The organism is Rhizobium sp. 18055, assembly GCF_902706285.1.
Classification (GTDB): domain Bacteria; phylum Pseudomonadota; class Alphaproteobacteria; order Rhizobiales; family Rhizobiaceae; genus Rhizobium.
In genome coordinates this window covers 171,690-188,803 of the sequence record NZ_CACSKD010000010.1, presented here as the reverse complement: position 1 = coordinate 188,803, position 17,114 = coordinate 171,690, and the positions used below count along the sequence as shown (strand labels likewise).

General features: G+C 60.8%; 16 protein-coding genes. 12 read left to right on the top strand and 4 right to left on the bottom strand.

Features of this window, described 5'->3' with window-relative positions:
• Positions 1-23: 23 nt before the first annotated feature.
• Positions 24-896 carry a MurR/RpiR family transcriptional regulator gene (locus GVL52_RS18255; protein ID WP_160009684.1) on the bottom strand — a complete coding sequence of 291 codons (873 nt, stop codon included), beginning with the start codon at positions 894-896 and terminating at the stop codon, positions 24-26.
• A 179-nt stretch (positions 897-1,075) separates the two neighbouring features.
• On the opposite strand from GVL52_RS18255, the gene GVL52_RS18250 reads away from it, so the two are divergent.
• From GVL52_RS18250 to GVL52_RS18210, 9 genes are all read left to right on the top strand, one after another.
• Complete coding sequence (locus GVL52_RS18250; protein WP_160009682.1) at positions 1,076-1,846, top strand: N-formylglutamate amidohydrolase; 771 nt, start codon at positions 1,076-1,078, stop codon at positions 1,844-1,846.
• 126 nt (positions 1,847-1,972) lie between these two features.
• Positions 1,973-3,568, top strand: a complete 1,596-nt coding sequence (locus tag GVL52_RS18245; protein WP_160009680.1) for an amino acid permease — start codon at positions 1,973-1,975, stop codon at positions 3,566-3,568.
• Between the two features lie 147 nt (positions 3,569-3,715).
• Positions 3,716-5,083 carry a glutamine synthetase family protein gene (locus GVL52_RS18240; protein ID WP_160009678.1) on the top strand — a complete coding sequence of 456 codons (1,368 nt, stop codon included), beginning with the start codon at positions 3,716-3,718 and terminating at the stop codon, positions 5,081-5,083.
• 80 nt (positions 5,084-5,163) lie between these two features.
• Positions 5,164-5,646: a helix-turn-helix transcriptional regulator gene (locus GVL52_RS18235; RefSeq protein ID WP_160009676.1), complete on the top strand. Its 483-nt coding sequence runs from the start codon at positions 5,164-5,166 to the stop codon at positions 5,644-5,646.
• Complete coding sequence (locus GVL52_RS18230) at positions 5,639-6,055, top strand: type II toxin-antitoxin system VapC family toxin (protein ID WP_160009674.1); 417 nt, start codon at positions 5,639-5,641, stop codon at positions 6,053-6,055. The genes GVL52_RS18235 and GVL52_RS18230 overlap by 8 nt, the downstream gene beginning before the upstream one ends.
• A gap of 17 nt (positions 6,056-6,072) precedes the next feature.
• A complete protein-coding gene (locus GVL52_RS18225) occupies positions 6,073-7,458 on the top strand; it encodes an aldehyde dehydrogenase family protein (protein WP_160009672.1) in 1,386 nt (461 codons plus the stop codon).
• Entirely contained in the window at positions 7,455-8,606 is a 1,152-nt protein-coding gene (locus GVL52_RS18220; protein ID WP_160009670.1) for an iron-containing alcohol dehydrogenase, read from the top strand. Before GVL52_RS18225 ends, GVL52_RS18220 begins: the two co-directional genes overlap by 4 nt.
• Before the next feature lie 240 nt (positions 8,607-8,846).
• Positions 8,847-9,560: a ParA family protein gene (locus GVL52_RS18215; RefSeq protein WP_160009668.1), complete on the top strand. Its 714-nt coding sequence runs from the start codon at positions 8,847-8,849 to the stop codon at positions 9,558-9,560.
• Between the two features lie 273 nt (positions 9,561-9,833).
• Positions 9,834-10,937 (top strand): LuxR C-terminal-related transcriptional regulator, encoded by a 1,104-nt coding sequence (locus GVL52_RS18210; protein WP_160009666.1) that lies wholly within the window; start codon positions 9,834-9,836, stop codon positions 10,935-10,937.
• Between the two features lie 13 nt (positions 10,938-10,950).
• Here GVL52_RS18210 and GVL52_RS18205 read toward each other — a convergent pair whose 3' ends face one another.
• On the bottom strand, positions 10,951-12,300 hold the full coding sequence (locus GVL52_RS18205) for a L,D-transpeptidase (protein ID WP_160009664.1): 1,350 nt from the start codon (positions 12,298-12,300) through the stop codon (positions 10,951-10,953).
• Between the two features lie 238 nt (positions 12,301-12,538).
• On the opposite strand from GVL52_RS18205, the gene GVL52_RS18200 reads away from it, so the two are divergent.
• From GVL52_RS18200 to GVL52_RS18190, 3 genes are all read left to right on the top strand, one after another.
• The gene (locus tag GVL52_RS18200; RefSeq protein WP_160009662.1) at positions 12,539-13,378 is read left to right on the top strand and encodes a DUF4432 family protein; all 840 of its coding nucleotides are present in this window, start codon (positions 12,539-12,541) and stop codon (positions 13,376-13,378) included.
• Between the two features lie 83 nt (positions 13,379-13,461).
• Positions 13,462-13,800 carry a TIGR01244 family sulfur transferase gene (locus GVL52_RS18195; RefSeq protein WP_160009660.1) on the top strand — a complete coding sequence of 113 codons (339 nt, stop codon included), beginning with the start codon at positions 13,462-13,464 and terminating at the stop codon, positions 13,798-13,800.
• A 71-nt stretch (positions 13,801-13,871) separates the two neighbouring features.
• Positions 13,872-14,213 (top strand): RidA family protein, encoded by a 342-nt coding sequence (locus tag GVL52_RS18190; RefSeq protein ID WP_160009658.1) that lies wholly within the window; start codon positions 13,872-13,874, stop codon positions 14,211-14,213.
• A 41-nt stretch (positions 14,214-14,254) separates the two neighbouring features.
• On the opposite strand, the gene GVL52_RS18185 is transcribed toward GVL52_RS18190, so the two are convergent.
• Together GVL52_RS18185 and GVL52_RS18180 are read right to left on the bottom strand one after the other, a co-directional pair.
• Entirely contained in the window at positions 14,255-15,913 is a 1,659-nt protein-coding gene (locus tag GVL52_RS18185; protein ID WP_160009656.1) for a thiamine pyrophosphate-binding protein, read from the bottom strand.
• The gene (locus GVL52_RS18180; protein WP_160009654.1) at positions 15,910-17,112 is read right to left on the bottom strand and encodes a CaiB/BaiF CoA-transferase family protein; all 1,203 of its coding nucleotides are present in this window, start codon (positions 17,110-17,112) and stop codon (positions 15,910-15,912) included. The genes GVL52_RS18185 and GVL52_RS18180 overlap by 4 nt, the downstream gene beginning before the upstream one ends.
• Positions 17,113-17,114 lie beyond the last annotated feature (2 nt).

The following is a 17,114-nucleotide window of genomic DNA, read 5'->3' as shown; positions in this document are numbered from 1 at the left end:
CTTGCCTGTCGTGATTGTCCCTCCTAACCAAGTTTGCGGAAGAGCCTGGTCTGTTCGAACAGTCCCTCCAGTGTTTTCATGCGCTCCTTCGTCTCGTCCCATGTCGAGTTCTGCACTGCTTCGATCAGTGCCTCGACGATGAAAAGCGTGACGACGGACGAATCCCAGGCCGATGGCGCCTCGATCTGCACGCGAAACGTATGCTTCGCCAGTTTCGCGGCAGGAGAGGCCCATTGGTCGGTGAAAAGGATGATCTCCGCGCCACTCTTGCTGGCTGCGGTGGCGAGGCTCACCAGTTCCTGCTCGTAGCGGCGGATATCGAAAATGATCAGCAGGTCGCCCGGGCTCATGTTCAGCACATATTGCGGCCAGCTGCTGGAATTGGCCGACAGCAGTGCCGTGTTCGGACGGATGACCTGCATGTGGGTGAAGAAATATTCGGCGAGTGCACCGGTGATGCGGCCGCCCACGAAATAAAGGCTGCGCTTGCGGTCGGACAGGAGCTGCGCGACGCTGTCGAAGGTCGCGGTATCGACGCCGGTCAGCGTCTGGCGCAGGTTGCCGATGATCGCGTCGGCAAACCGGTTGAGAATGTGGGTGCCGGGGGCGTTGGTGGCCCAGCGATCGTGCTTGGCGATCGGGTTGGAAATTGTTGCCTCGACCTCCTGATGCAGATGCGCCTGGAAATCGGGATAGCCCTTGAAGCCGAGCTTCTGCACCATCCGCACGACCGTCGGCGTCGAGACGCCGGCATTTTCGGCAATCGTGGTGATGCTCCCCAATCCGGAGACAGGGTAGTTGTCCAGCAGACTTTCAGCCAACTGCTTCTCGGCCCGCGTCAGCGCGCCAAAATGCGAGTGGATTACGTCCGAAACTGTTTTCGACGCAACGGTCACGCGATCTTGCTCCCCGGGATTGGTCTTGTGCCACTTTCCCACTCAAAGTTAACAACGCTGTCACAATCCATGTCAACCACTGTCATGAAAAGAATTTTTCAGAGTGAGCTTGACAGTGGCTCGAACCTGAAGAATTCTTTTCTTATAAGTATTTTATTAACAGTTGTGGTGGAGCGACTGTGGTGCTTGATCAGTTGAGAGTCCTGGGCGAAGCAGATGGGGAATGCGTCGCGGTCGAGAGGCAGAACGGTGTCAGCCCGTTGCTTGTCATTTGCGAGCATGCATCGCGGCTTCTGCCTGTCCGCTTCGGAACACTGGGCCTTTCGGAAGAGGCGTTGAACAGCCATATTGCCTGGGATCCGGGTGCACTTGCCGTTGCGCGGGAGATCTCGCAAGCGCTTGATGCGACTTTGGTTTATCAGCGTTTTTCGCGTTTGATCTACGATTGCAACAGGCCGCCGGAAGCGGCAGGCGCGATGCCTGGGAAAAGCGAGGTTTACGACATTCCGGGTAATGCGACGCTGAGTGACGCGGATAAGCAAGCGCGGACCGAGGCTCTGTATATTCCCTTTCATGACGCCATTCGCGCGCTCATTCGTGATCGAACGGCGCAAGGGCAGGAGACAATTATCGTCACTGTCCACAGTTTTACGCCGGTGTATTACGGAAAGACTCGTGCCGTCGAAATCGGCATCCTGCATGATAGTGATAGCCGGCTTGCTGACGGCATGCTTGCCGCCGCAGCCGGGACGTCGCACTATAAAGTTGAACGCAACGAGCCCTATGGCCCTGCAGACGGCGTGACGCATACGCTTGTTCTGCACGGGCTGTCGAACGGATTGCGCAATGTAATGATCGAGGTCCGCAACGACCTGATCGCAGACCAGGCTGGCCAAGGGGTCGTGGCCAGCTATCTGACGAGGCTGCTCCAGCAGAGCATGGACGCCTGACAACAAAAGATAAGACCCCAGGGAGCAGTCTAACTGCGAGCCGCCCGTAGGCGAAAACGTCGCGGGCATTTTGGCACTGGATCGTCATCCGCAATTCCGCGGGTGATCGCTAAACAGGGGAACGTCATGTCCGATTACTCGGAACTGGACAAGAAGCAGGACGTCAACGTCCTGCATTCCATGGGCTATGCCCAGGAACTCGAACGGCGGATGAGTTCGTTTTCGAACTTCGCAATTTCATTTTCAATTATTTGCATTCTTTCAGGCGGCATCAATTCACTGGCGCAGGCGACCTCTGGCGTCGGCGGTGCCGCGATCGGCATCGGCTGGCCGGTCGGCTGCATCATTTCCTTGTTCTTCGCACTCGGCATGGCGCAGATTTCGTCGGCCTACCCAACGGCTGGCGGCCTCTATCACTGGAGCTCCATCCTCGGCACGCGCTTTACCGGCTGGCTGACGGCATGGCTTAACCTGCTCGGCCTGATCACCGTTCTGGGCGCGATCAACATCGGTACCGCTCTTTTCCTCGGCGGCACGTTCGGTGCGCAACTGGGCATCGCCGATGCCGCGGGCGTCGTCTCGCCGGGCATGCAGGTCGTTCTCGTGGTGCTGTTCACCATCGTTCAGGCGGCGATCAACCATTTCGGTATCGGCCTGACGGCCAAGCTCACCGATTTTTCCGGTTCGCTGATCCTGGTCACGGCAGCGGTCCTGACGATTGCGTGCTTCTACTTCGCACCGACGCATGATTTCTCGCGCCTGTGGACGTTCACCAACAATTCCGGTGAGGCTGGTGGCTCCGTTTGGCCGCAGTCGGATAGCATGTGGTATATTTTCGGCCTCGGTCTGCTGCTGCCGATCTATACGATCACGGGTTACGACGCGTCTGCCCATACGTCGGAAGAAACCAAGAAGGCGGCCATTTCGGTGCCGCGCTCGATGGTGTCTGCCGTCATCTGGTCGTCGCTGGCCGGCTGGGTCATGCTGTCCTCCTTCGTCATTGCCATTCCCGATATGGCCGAAGGCGCCAAGCAGGGCTGGGGTGTGTTCTTCATGACGATCAACGCAATCATGCCCGCCTGGCTGGTGACGTTGCTCTACATCGCCATCTTCATCGCGCAGTTCCTTTGCGGTCTGGCGACGGTCACGTCTTGCTCGCGGATGATCTATGCGTTTTCGCGCGATGGCGGCATTCCGTTTGGTTCGAAAATGCTGGCAAGCGTCAGCCCGAAGTTCCGCACGCCCGTTGCGGCGATCTGGACCGGTGCTGCGCTTGAAAGCCTGTTCGTCTGGGGTGCCTTGTTCATCTCGGTCGGCGAAGCCAGCCTCTATGTCACCGTCGTCAATGCGACGCTGATCTTCCTGTTCCTGTCGTTCCTGTTTCCGATCGTGCTCGGCATGTTTGCCTACGGCACGGCAAAATGGCCGGCACCCGGCCCGTGGAATATCGGTGGCGGCGTCTTCAAGGCGATGGGCGTGCTGGCAACGCTTGGCATGATCCTGATCATCTACATCGCGATCCAGCCGCCGAACGACAAGGTCCTGGGCGTCACCGTCGGCTTCATCGTTCTGGCTATCGTCGTCTGGTTCACGCTCGAGAAGAAGCGTTTCCAGGGACCGCCGATCGGCGACATGATCGCCAAGCGCAAGGGCGAAATCGCGGCGGCCGAAGCGGCTGTCGGCGAAACGGCATTGGCTGACGCTGTGCCGAGCAAGGCCTGAGTTCACGCAAACTATCAACAGCAAGGGACCGCATCCGCGGTCCCTTGGCCGGCCAAATGAGAATGTATGAATGGCGAGACCGGCGAAGACCGGCCAGAGCATGCACTTCGTCGGGCCGATTTTACGACAATGGACAAGGGGGGACGGATGAGCATTTATACTCTTGACGATCTGAAGCAGGATGTCGCCGATGGGCGCATCGACACCGTTCTCGCATGCCAGGTGGACATGCAGGGGCGGCTGATGGGCAAGCGCTTCCAGGCCGAGTTCTTTCTTGAGAGCGCCTGGAAGGAGACGCATAGCTGCAACTATCTCATGGCAACCGACATGGAAATGGAGACCGTGTCCGGCTACAAGGCGACGAGTTGGGAGAGCGGTTACGGCGACTATACGATGAAGCCGGATCTTTCGACGCTACGGCGCATTCCCTGGCTCGAAGGCACGGCGCTGGTGCTCTGCGACATGCTCGATCATCATACCCACGAGGAAGTCCCGCATTCGCCGCGCGCTATCCTGAAGAAACAGATCAAGCGCCTCGAAGACATGGGCATGAAGGCGTTCATGGCCTCGGAGCTTGAGTTCTTCCTGTTCGACCAGAGTTACGAATCCGCCCACACCGCCGGCTACCGCAATCTGAAGCTCGCCAGCGCCTATAACGAGGACTACCACATCTTCCAGACCACCAAGGAAGAAGAGGTGATGCGGGCGATCCGCACCGGGCTGCAGGGCGCCGGCATTCCCGTTGAAAACTCCAAGGGCGAGGCCTCGGCCGGCCAGGAAGAGATCAACGTCCGCTACGCCGATGCGCTGACGATGGCCGACCGCCATGCGATCATCAAGAACGGCTGCAAGGAGATCGCCTGGGCCAAGGGCAAGGCGATCACATTCCTCGCCAAGTGGCACTACAATGCTGCCGGCAGTTCGTCGCACATCCACCAGTCACTGTGGAGCATCGACGGCAAGACGCCGCTGTTTGCCGACGACAAGGGCAAGTACGGCATGTCGCCGCTGATGGAGAGCTACATCGCCGGCCTGCTCGCGCATGCCAGCGAGATCACCTATTTCCTGGCGCCTTACATCAACTCCTACAAGCGCTACATGGCCGGCACCTTCGCGCCGACCAAGGCGATCTGGAGCAAGGACAACCGCACCGCCGGCTATCGTCTGTGCGGCGACGGCACCAAGGCGATCCGCATCGAGTGCCGCGTCGGTGGCTCCGACCTCAATCCCTATCTGGCGTTCGCGGCGCTGCTCGCTGCCGGGATCGATGGCATCGAGAACAAGATGGCGCTGGAAGCGCCATTCGTCGGCGATGCCTATGGTGCGCGCAAAGTGCGTGAGATACCTCGGACATTGCGGGTTGCAACCAGTGTGATGACCAAGTCGAAGATGTTGCGTGGCGCGTTCGGAGATGACGTGATCGACCACTATACCCGGGCTGCCGAATGGGAGCAGGAGGAATACGATCGACGCATTACCGATTGGGAGGTGGCGCGCGGATTCGAGCGGGCGTGAGATAATCACAACACTCGCTTTGGTTGTTGCTGTGGTCGCATTGTGCTATTGTCGGCGGGCGTTTTCGTGAGGAGATCGTGATGGGCGCCATCGACAGTACCTGGTTCTATGAAAAGCTTGCGGAGCGGGGCGCATCGCTTCGAGACATGGCGCGTTTCATGGGGCTTGATCCCAGCGCTGTTTCGCGGATGCTGAACGGCGAGCGGAAGATGAGTGCGGAGGAGCAGGATCAGATTGCCGACTATCTCGGTGTCAACCTTGGGGAGGTGGCCGCGCGTCGTCGCGGCGAGGCGGCAGGCTTTGGGGAGAAGAAGCAGGCAGACTACGCGAGCGAAGGCTCTGGTTTGTTGGAGCCTGCAGAGCCAGACGTCAAAATGTTTACGGAGGACGATATCATCTACAAGGATGGCAAGCGTTGGATGGAGCTGGATGACGGCACCTTGCTCGAACTGCATCCGGCCTACGGTTGCATGAAGGGTACGTTGACCATTCTCCCGGGCGTCGATCTCACCGCGCCAATGGATTGGGACGAGGAGTGGGGCGAGAAGCTCTTCAATGAATAGCGCATATCTGCTCGACACCTGCACGGCAATCTGGATGACAAAAAGAGAACCCTTGGCCCAAAATGCCGTCGTCGCACTTGCAGGTGCCAGGGCTGCAGCCATGCCTGTTTTTGTCTCTGCCATAACGGCGTGGGAGATGGCGATGCTATTGGCACGTGGCCGCATTCGCGAAACCAAGAGTGCGGAACGATGGTACGATGACTTCAAGCGCGAGGCTCAGATTGAGGAACAGCCGGTGACTGCCAACATTTTCATTGCCTCCTGCTCACTGCCGCAGTTGCTTCACAGAGACCCGATCGACCGCATCCTGATTGCGACTGCACGAGAGCAGGATCTGACGATTATCACGCGCGACCGCGCGATTCTTTCCTACGGTGCTGCGGGCCATGTCCGCACGCTTGCCTGTTGATGACTGGAGTTCTGGAAATGACGATGATCCAATGCATATCGCCGATCGACGGATCGGTTTACGCCGAGCGCCCGGCGCTGCCGCTGGAGGCGGCGAAAGAGGTGGTGGCGCGGGCGCGCAAGGCGCAGAAGTCCTGGGCGAAGCGGCCGCTGGAAGATCGTGTTCAACTGGTGCTGAAAGGCGTGGCGCGGCTGAACGAGATGTCCGACGTCGTGGTGCCGGAGCTTGCCTGGCAGATGGGCCGGCCGATCCGCTATGGCGGCGAATACAAGGGTTTTAATGAGCGCTCAAATTACGTGGCCTCGATCGCCGCCGATGCGTTGGCGCCGCTGGTGGTCGAAGCCAGCGACAGCTTCGAGCGCCGCATCGAGCGCGAGGCGCATGGCGTGGTGTTCGTCGTGGCGCCGTGGAACTATCCCTACATGACGGCGATCAACACGATCGCGCCGGCGCTGATGGCGGGCAATGTGGTGGTGCTGAAGCATGCGTCGCAGACGCTGCTGGTCGGCGAGCGGCTGGTTCAGGCCTTCGTCGAGGCCGGTGTGCCTGAGGATGTGTTCCAGAACGTGTTCCTCGATCATGCGACGACCTCGGCGCTGATTGCGGCCGGCAGCTTCAACTTCGTCAACTTCACCGGCTCGGTCGAGGGCGGCCGGTCGATGGAGCGGGCGGCGGCGGGGACGTTTACAGGTCTGGGGCTCGAGCTCGGCGGCAAGGATCCGGGTTACGTCATGGAAGATGCCGATCTCGAGGCTGCCGTCGATACGCTGATGGATGGCGCGACCTACAATTCCGGCCAGTGCTGCTGCGGTATCGAGCGCATCTATGTGCATGAATCGCTCTATGACAGCTTCGTCGAGAAGTCGGTGGCCTGGGTGTCGAACTACAAGCTCGGCAATCCGCTGGACCCTGAGACGTCGCTGGGGCCGATGGCCAACAAGCGCTTTGCCAAGGTGGTGCGCGAGCAGATCGCCGATGCGGTTGCCAAGGGCGCCAAGGCGCTGGTCGATCCGAAGCTGTTTCCTGAAGATGATGGTGGCGCCTATCTGGCGCCGCAGATCCTCGTCGATGTGGATCACTCGATGAGCTTCATGCGGGAGGAGACCTTTGGACCTGCCGTCGGCATCATGAAGGTGAAGAGCGACGACGAGGCAATCGCGCTGATGAACGACAGCCAGTACGGTTTGACGGCATCGCTGTGGACCAAGGACGCGGAGCGGGCGGGGCGGCTTGGCCGCGAGATCGAGACTGGCACCGTGTTCATGAACCGCGCCGATTATCTCGATCCGGCTCTGTGCTGGACCGGTGTCAAGGAAACCGGCCGTGGCGGCTCGCTGTCGATCATCGGCTTCCAGAACCTGACGCGTCCGAAATCCTACCATCTGAAGAAAGTCACAGCATGAGCGCGCATATCACAGCCAACTGGAGCTATCCGACCACCTTCAAGCTCGGCCGCGGCCGCATCAAGGAACTGGCGGATGCCTGCAAAAGCCTCGGCATCAAGAAGCCGCTGCTGATCACCGATCGCGGCCTGGCATCGATGGCGATCACCTCCAATGCGCTCGACATTCTCGAAGAGGCGGGTCTCGGCCGGGCGATCTTCGCCGATGTCGATCCGAACCCGAACGAAAAGAACCTCGACGCCGGCGTCAAGGCCTTCAAGGATGGCGGTCATGATGGCGTCGTCGCCTTCGGGGGCGGCTCTGGTCTCGATCTCGGCAAGTGCGTGGCCTTCATGGCGGGCCAGACGCGGCCGGTATGGGATTTCGAGGATATCGGTGACTGGTGGACGCGTGCCAGCGTCGAGGGTATCGCGCCGATCGTCGCGGTGCCGACGACTGCCGGCACCGGCTCGGAGATGGGGCGCGCCTCGGTCATCACCAATTCGCAGACGCATGTGAAGAAGATCATCTTCCATCCGAAATTCCTGCCCGGCGTGGTCATCGCCGATCCGGAACTGACAGTCGGGATGCCGAAGATCATCACCGCGGGCACCGGCATGGATGCGTTTGCGCATTGCCTGGAGGCCTATTCCTCGCCGTTCTATCACCCGATGTCGGCCGGTATCGCGCTGGAGGGCATGCGGCTGGTCAAGGAGTTCCTGCCGCGCGCCTACAAAGAGGGCACGGATCTCGAAGCCCGCGCCAACATGATGTCGGCGGCCGCCATGGGAGCTGTCGCCTTTCAGAAGGGGCTTGGCGCCATTCATGCGCTGTCGCACCCGATCGGCGCCGTCTACAATACCCACCACGGGATGACCAACGCTGTCGTCATGCCGGCGGTGCTGCGCTTCAACCGGGCGGCGATCGAGGAGAAGATCGGGCGCGCTGCGGCCTATCTCGGCATTTCGGGCGGCTTCGACGGCTTCTATGATTACGTGCTGAAACTGCGCTCGGAACTGGGCGTGCCGCAGACGCTGACTGCCATGGGAATCACGCCTGACCGAATCGACGAGTTGTCGGCGATGGCGATCGAGGACCCGAGTGCGGGTGGCAATCCGGTGGCGCTGACGCTCGAGAACACCAAGACGCTGTTTGCGGACTGCTTCTGATACAAAATGCGGACCTGAGACTTAGCCCGGAAAGCATTGCGCTTCCGGGCTTTTTTGTTGCTGCGCAGGCTGTTCCGGCTGCAGGCGACGGCGAGTATCAGAAATCCGCACCGCAATTTGGGTGGGTGTGTTTAGGCATTGTTAACCATGATTGGAAAGGATGCATTAATCGCACGATGCATCCTGATGTGCGCAATAGAGCGATTCCGGGCTCGCGACATTTCCCCTTGAGGATCGAACATGGCAGTCATTACGTTTGCAAACACCAAGGGCGGGGCCGGCAAGACGACCGCGGTGCTTCTGCTGGCGACCGAGCTTGCCCGCAAGGGCTACCGGATCACCATCCTCGATGCCGATCCTCAACACTGGATTTCGCGTTGGCATGAAGTCTCTGGGCAGGTGGCAAATATCTCGGTGATCGATTTCGTCACCTCAGCGTCGCTGCCGCACCACATCTCAGACAACAAGCACAATACCGACTATTTCATCATCGATCTGCCGGGCGCGCGCAATCCAATGCTGGCCACCGCGATCGGGCTTTCGGATCACGTGCTCATTCCCATCCAGGGCTGCGCGATGGATGCGCGCGGTGGCGCGCAGGTGCTGGAGTTGCTGCAGTATCTGGACGAGAAGGCAGGGATCAAGATCGGCCATTCCGTGGTGCTCACCCGCGTCAACTCGATGGTGACGACCAGGGCGTTGTCGCTGGTGAAATCGCTTCTCTCGGAACGACAGGTCCCGGTTCTCGACACCGCGATCATCGAGCGTTCGGCTTTCCGCGATATTTTCGATTGCGGCGGCACGTTGCACACACTTGATCCGGCCCGCGCCAGCAACCTCGAAAAGGCCCGCGAGAACGCACTCTGCTTTGCCGAAGAGATCATGCGCAAGCTGCCGGTCAGGCTAACGGCCGCAGCCCGCATGACAGGTCCGCTGATCCGCTCGGCGGCGTAGAGCCAATCGAACGAGATGAAGAATGCGCCCCGGTCCGCTGGGGCGCATTCTTTGTTGCATCAGGCCAATCCTCGAATCTGCATGGCCTTGCGATGCACTCCCGCTTGCGGGGAATAGTGGTTCTGTTGCGGCCGCCCGTGACCTGCTGCATTCACACCTGACGTCATCAGTGTCGATTTTCCGCCGCGGCGCATCACCCGAAAGGGGTAATTCCATGCATTTGAAGAAGCTTTACACTGCTATCTTGCGTTGCGAGTGATGCCGGGGAGACGAATGACTGTTGCGGAGGAAACCTATGACGGCCTGGTCGATACGATCTATGGCGTGATCTTTGGTGAGGCGACCTGGGACATGTTTCTCGGTCGCTGGAACGAGATTATTCCGGGTGGAAGGACAACGCTGTTTTGCCACGACCCCGCGCGTGCCGCAGGCGCCTCGCACATCGACAAGGGCTTCAGCGAGGAATGGGTCGAGAGTTATGCGAACCATTTCGCCAGCGTCAATCCATGGGGCGAGGCGATGAGCCGGATGCCGATGTGGAAGGGTTTCGTCGCCGAAGAGCTGTTTCCGCGCGCCACGTTCGAGAAGACCGAATTCTACAACGACTTCTGGAAGCAGTGCGGCCGGACTGCCATCGGCATGGCACTCGTCAAGCGCGGCGACCAGCTGTTCAACATCTCCAGTTCGATCGCCTCAGGCGAACCGGAGGATAACCAGATCTATGCGGATATGCTGACGCGGCTGGCGCCGCATCTGCACCGGGCCGTGCGGTATTTCGAGGCCGGCCAGAGCGAGAAGAGCCTCAACGAACTCGGTGGGCGCCTGTTCGATGCCATCGGTGTCGGTGTGTTGCTGGTGGGTGATGGCGGCAGGCTGATTTCGGCGAGCGAGGTCGGCCACAAGGCGCTGGAGAGCGGCCAATGCGTTCGGCTTGGCATTCAGGGGAATGTCTGCCTGACGGATGCCGATGCAGACGCCCGCCTCACGCGCTTGCTGGGGCAATGGCGCGATGGCGAGCGGCAACAGGTGATGTCATCCAGTGCGGCGAAGCTGACCATCATCAGGCTTCAGAAGAGCGCGCGGCTGGGCTTCTTCGATTCGCCCACCGTTGCCATCATCATCGAGAAGCCGGCCATGCCCGGCGCAGCGGACATTCCGCAATTGGCCGGCAAGTTCGGCCTGACGAAGGCGGAGATGAAGATCATGCGCGGTCTGCTCGGCGGATCGTCGATTGCCGACCTTGCAGTCGAATCAAACCGGTCGAGAGAGACCATCCGCAGCCAGCTCAAATCGGTGTTTTCAAAGACAGGCGTCAACTCGCAGTCCGAGCTTCTAAGGCTCGTCTACTTCAGCGAGCAGACACGCTATCACAGTTAGATCAGCGCCTATTTCAATCGACGAATTCGACAGTGACACCCGGTTTGACCATTTTTGCCAGTTCGGTGGCATCCCAGTTGGTCATGCGGATACAGCCGTGGCTCTGGGTCCGGCCGATCTTCGAAGGCTCCGGCGTGCCGTGGATGCCGTAGGTCGGCTTCGACAGGGCCATCCAGACGGTGCCGACAGGGCCGTTCGGGCCTGGCGGGATGTTCAGGATCTTGTCGTTGGCGCCCTGCTGGAAGTTGATCTTCGGATTGTAGGTATAACCCGGATTGAAGGCGACACGCTCGACAGTCACCGTGCCCGACGGCGACGGCGTATCGGTCGAGCCGATCGAGGCGGGGTAGGCTGACAGGAGGTTGCCGGATGCGTCATAGGCAAAGACCTGCTTCTTGCCCTTGTCGGCAATGATACGGGCGACGCTGCCGCTCTTGATCTCGCCGGGGTTGACGACCTTGACGATGGTGCCGGGGACGGTGAAATCGGCGCCGGGGTTGAGCTCCTTCAGGAAGCCTTCGTCCATGTGGAAACGCTCGGCGAGTGCCTCGGTGGTGGAGGTGTAGCTGAGCGAGGTCAAGGCTGCCTTGTGGGCGTAGTCCTCGGGGATTTCGGCGACGTAGGGGCCAGCCGCATCGGCAGGCGTGATCGTGTAGCTGACGACAGGCAGGCCGCCCGACATGCGCAGCTGCTCGAGAATGGCATCGGTGTTGTTCGGATCCAGCTTCTCGCCGGTCATCTGCTCATAGGCGTAGATCGCCTTGGTGACGTTGGCGCCCATATGGCCGTCGATCGCACCTGGCGATACGCCGGCGCGGTCGAGGAACACCTGCAGGGCGACGATTTCGGACTTCGACTTGTTGTTCAGCGTGATGACGGGATCTGCAGGCCGCGTCGGCTGCGTCACTCCCGGCTGCTGCTGGTCGGGCTCGATCGATGCGTAATTGCCATCGTTCTGCGGGTAGGCCTGATCGTCGAGAGGTTGGCGATCGATCGACGCTTCGCGCGGGATCGAGCCTGTCACTGCGCCGGGGTCGGAGTAGCGGGGATCGCCGTACTGCTCGTCGCTATAATAGGGGTCGTTGTTATAGACTTCGCGGGTCGGCGGTGGCGGGTAGTAGCCGCGTGCGCGCGCTTCGGTGGCAATGATGTAGCCATTGCGGTCGATCAGCACGCGATTGCCGCTGCGGTCACGGGCATAGCCGGAGCCTTCCGGCATGTAATCGAGGATGTCGCCGTTCGGTGTGACGAAGACGACGCTGCCCTGCCGGCGGAACTGCTGCGCGCCTGCGTTTTCGGCCGTTGCCGTGATGGCCAGCGCGATGATTGTTCCCGACAATGCCGATTTCAGAAAGCGATTCACGTCTTCGTATCCTTAGTGACTGGCCGACACACACCTGCGAATTTTGACGCGAGTGTGGAATTTATGAAATCGTGCTGAACAAAAGATGAAAAAACACACAAATTTCCCTTTACTCATAAACATTTGAGAGGGCCAGACGGTTCCAATCAAAATCTCGGCAATCGCAAAGATAGGCCAGATTGACGAAACGCAGCGCGCAACCTAACCCTACCGCAGTTGTCGAATGGGAGATGAGACCATGATGGAGTTCGCCGCTGCTACCGGGCCGAGGCTGATGCTGGACGAAACGTCGTCGATGGACATCGGCGGATGCGTGGTCGAAGGCATCGATATTGCGCCGAAGGAAGCAGTGCCTGATGATGGCGATGCGCGCATCTCGCACTCGGTTCAGGGTTTCCTCTTCACCTGCGGGCCAGACCACATCCGCCATCGCGACAAGATACCCGGTCGCACCGACGGCAAAGTCTATCCGCTGCATGGCTCGGCTGCTGGGCATGCGGCCAAGGTGCTCTGGACGAAATTCGAGAACGGCAATGCGGAATGCCGCGCCGATATCGACATCGTCACGGTCGATGGGCTGCCTGCGCGCATCGAACGCCACTGGTTCATCGACGGGAAGACGGGCGAGGCGCATCTGAAAGACAAGGTGATCAACACCAGCGACCGGACGGTGCCGACCTTCCTGATGTACCACATGAATATCGGCGGCAAATGGTTCGATGGTGGCACGCGGCTTGAGGGCGAGATGCTCGATGGCGGTGGCTTTCCCTGGCGGTTCGGCGCTGTCGATGGCGACATCTTCTGCGTCGAGGCGCCGGCCACCGAAAACGGCCTGGCGGAGGTGCGGCTCGGGCCGATTGCCGCCATCGGCGGCAAGACGCTGAGGGTGCGGGTCAAGGCCGAAACGTTGCCGCATCTGCAGGTCTGGCGCAACCAGACGGCACCTGCCGACGTGCTCGGCATCGAACCGGTGTCGCATCGCTGGGTGGCGCGTTCGGAGCTTGAGGAGGCCGGCGAATTCGTCATGCTGGAGCCCGGCGAAAGCCGCGATTATGCCCTCAGTTTCGCGTTCGTTTGAGTGCTCACGTAGGAGCGATCTGCGGTTGACGCCTCGCATCGGGCGGCGTAGTCATTCAGCCAACGATTTCAGGAGTATTTGCGATGGACATTCGCCCGATCGACGACGAATATTCGGTTTCCGGCCAGATCACGGTCGATGAACTCGATGAGATCAAGGCCATGGGCTTCAAGTCCATCGTCTGCCATCGTCCGGACCAGGAAAGCATGGACCAGACGCCATTTGCCGTGATCGAAGCGCGGGCGAAGGAACTCGGTCTCGAGATCGCCCATGTTCCTGTCGGCCCGATGGGCGTGACCGAAGAAGCGGTTGCCGGCATGGTCGATGCGCTTGACGAGTTTCCGCGCCCGATGCTCGGCTATTGCCGTTCCGGCGCCCGCTCGACGGCGATCTACCAGAAGACCCACCATATCCGCACTTAGTCCTCGACCGAGTGGCATACCCGGCGCCGCCTTTCGTGCGGCGCCTTTCATATCATAACAAGGAGAACATCATGAGCATCACGCGTCTCGACGCCGGCGCCCGCATGAGCGGCGCAGTCATCCACGGCAACACTGTCTACCTCGCCGGCCAGGTTGGCGAAGGCGAAAGCGTCACCGACCAGTGCAAGTCGGCACTGGCTGAAGTCGATCGCCTGCTCGCCGCTGCCGGCTCCAACAAGTCGAAGATCCTGCAGACGATCATCTACATCTCCGACATCGATTATTTCGCTGAAATGAACGCTGCCTGGGAAGCATGGGTCGATCCTGCCAACACGCCTGCGCGTGCGACCAGCGAAGCAAAGCTTGCTGCGCCGAAGTACAAGGTCGAATTCATCGTCACGGCTGCGATCTAAACTCGCTGCCATCTCGATTTGAAGAAAGCCGGTGGGTTCGCTCACCGGCTTTTTGTTTGGGAAATTTCCGATAGCGTGCGGGTGGGCGTGATCGCCTCGGGATCGAGCTTTACCTCGATGATCGATGGCTTGCCGCTGGCGCGGGCGCGCTCGAAGGCGGGCGCGAAGTCGGCGGTCTTCTCCACCGTTTCGCCGTGGCCGCCATAGGCGCGGGCGAGGGCGGCAAAATCAGGGTTGGTGAGGCCGGTGCCGATGACGCGGCCGGGATATTCGCGCTCCTGATGCATGCGGATGGTGCCGTACATGCCGTTGTTGATGACGACGGCGATGATCGGCAGGTCATAGCGCACGGCGGTGGCAAATTCCTGGCCATGCATCATGAAGCAGCCGTCGCCGGCAAAGCAGATCACCTCGCGGTCGGGAAACAGCCGCTTGGCAGCAACGGCGGCCGGCAAGCTGTAGCCCATGGAGCCGGAGGTGGGGGCTGCCTGGGTGTTGAACTGGCGGGAGCGATGGAAGCGATGCACCCAGGTGGCGTAGTTGCCGGCGCCGTTGGTGAAGATCGTGTCGGGCCTGGTGTTTTCCTCGATCCACTCCATGATCGGCCCCATGTGGACGTCGCCGGGGCCGGTCCGCGGCGGTGTCGACCATGCGAGGTAGGATCGATGCATGCGCTCGGTGCGCTCGGCCCAATGGGCTTCATCAGGCGCTTCTAGATCGGCGAGCGCGGCGACGAAATCCTGCGGGCTGGCTGAGATGGCGAGATCCGCGCGGTAGAGGCGGCCGAGTTCGGATGGATCGGGGTGGATGTGGACCAGTTGCTGCTGCGGGTAGGGGATGTCGATCAGCGTGTAGCCTGATGAAGGCATTTCCGACATGCGGCCGCCGAGCAGGATCAGGAGATCGCTTTCCTTGATCTCTTTGGCAAGGTCAGGATTGATGCCGATGCCGACATCCCCGGCATAGCTCGGGTGCAGGTGATCGAACAGCATCTGACGGCGGAAAGAGCAGCCGACCGGCAGCTTGAAGCGTTCGGCAAAAGTCTGGAAATCGGCGACGGCATCTGCATCCCAGCGGGTGCCGCCGAGGATGATCATTGGCCGTTCGGCCTTCAGCAGGCGCAGATAGAGGTCATCGATCTGGCTGCTGCCCGGATGGGCCTCGACACGGGCATAACGCCTGGCGCGGGGCGCTTCGACTTCGTCGCGCAGCATGTCCTCGGGCAGTGACAGGACGACAGGGCCGGGGCGGCCCGACGTGGCGATCGAAAAAGCGCGGGTGACGAATTCGGGGATGCGGGCGGCATCGTCGATCTCGCCCACCCATTTGGCGTATTCGGTGAAGGCGCGGCGGAACTCGACCTCCTGGAAGGCTTCACGCTCACGGGCGTCGCGCTGGACCTGGCCGATGAACAGGATCATCGGGATAGAATCCTGCCTGGCGATGTGCAGGCCGGCCGAAGCATTGGTGGCGCCGGGGCCGCGGGTGACCATGCAGATGCCGGGCTCGCCGGTGAGCCGGCCCCAGGCATCGGCCATCATCGCGGCACCGCCCTCCTGGCGGCAGACGATCACCTCGATGTCGCTGTCATAGAGCGCGTCGAGAACGGCGAGGAAACTCTCGCCGGGCACGCAGGAGAGGCGTTTGACCCCATTCGCTTTCAATGCCTCGACGATCAGTTCTCCGCCGGTTCTTTTCATGTCGGCTTCTTCCCCTCCCATTCGGCGAGTTCCGCCAGCACCTCCTCCTGATGCTCGCCCAATCTAGGGCTGGGCCGTTCGTAGCGCAACGGTGTCTGCGACATGACAACGGGCGTTCTCACACCCGGTATGATCGTGCCTGCTGCATCCTTGAGATCGACACGCAGGCCGCGTGCCTCGATCTGCGGATCGGCAAACATTTCCTCGATGGTGTTGATCGCGCCGGCCGGGACGGCGCTTGCCTCGCAGGCTTTCAGGAGGTCGGCCTTCTGCCATGCCAGCGTCTGCGTGCAGACCATTCGGCGTACCTCGTCGCGATTGGCGACGCGGGCCTTGTTGGTGGCGAAACGTTCGTCGTCGGCCGCGGCGCCGAGGCCGAGAATGGCGCAGAGGCGGCGGAACTGGCCGTCATTGCCGATCGCAAGGATCAGGTATCCGTCGGCAGTCGGGATGACTTCGTAGGGCGAGATGTTGGGATGGGCGTTGCCGAGCCGCGTGGGGGGCTTTCCGGAGATCAGGTAATTCATGTTCTGGTTGGCGAGAACTGCCGACTGCACATCGAACAGCGCCATGTCGACCAGCTGTCCTTGCCCGGTCTTCAACGCATGGATGAGGGCAGCTTCGATCGCCGACACGGCATAGATGCCGGTGAAGATGTCGGCAATCGCCACGCCCGCCTTCATCGGCTGCCCGTCCGGCTCGCCGGTGATCGACATGAAGCCGGACATGCCCTGGACGATATAGTCGTAGCCGGCGAGGGCGGCATAGGGGCCGGTCTGGCCGAAGCCGGTAATCGAGCAATAGACCAGTTTCGGATTGATCGCCTTCAGGCTCTCGTAGTCGAGGCCGTATTTGACGAGGCCGCCGAGCTTGAAGTTCTCGATGACGACATCGGCGGTGGCAACGAGGCGGCGCACCAGCGACTGGCCTTCTTCGCTCCTGAGATCGGCGGTGATCGAGCGCTTGCCGCGGTTGGCGGAATGGTAGTAGGCGGCGGAAAGGTTTTCGCCGTCGGCGCCCTTGACGAAGGGAGGCCCCCATTGCCGGGTGTCGTCGCCACCATCGGGATTTTCAACCTTGATGACGTCGGCGCCGAGATCAGCCAGCATCTGGCCTGCCCATGGGCCGGCCAGCACGCGGGCGAGTTCGATGACCCGGATGCCAGACAATGGGGCCTTGTTGGGCTGGGTTTCCGTCATGT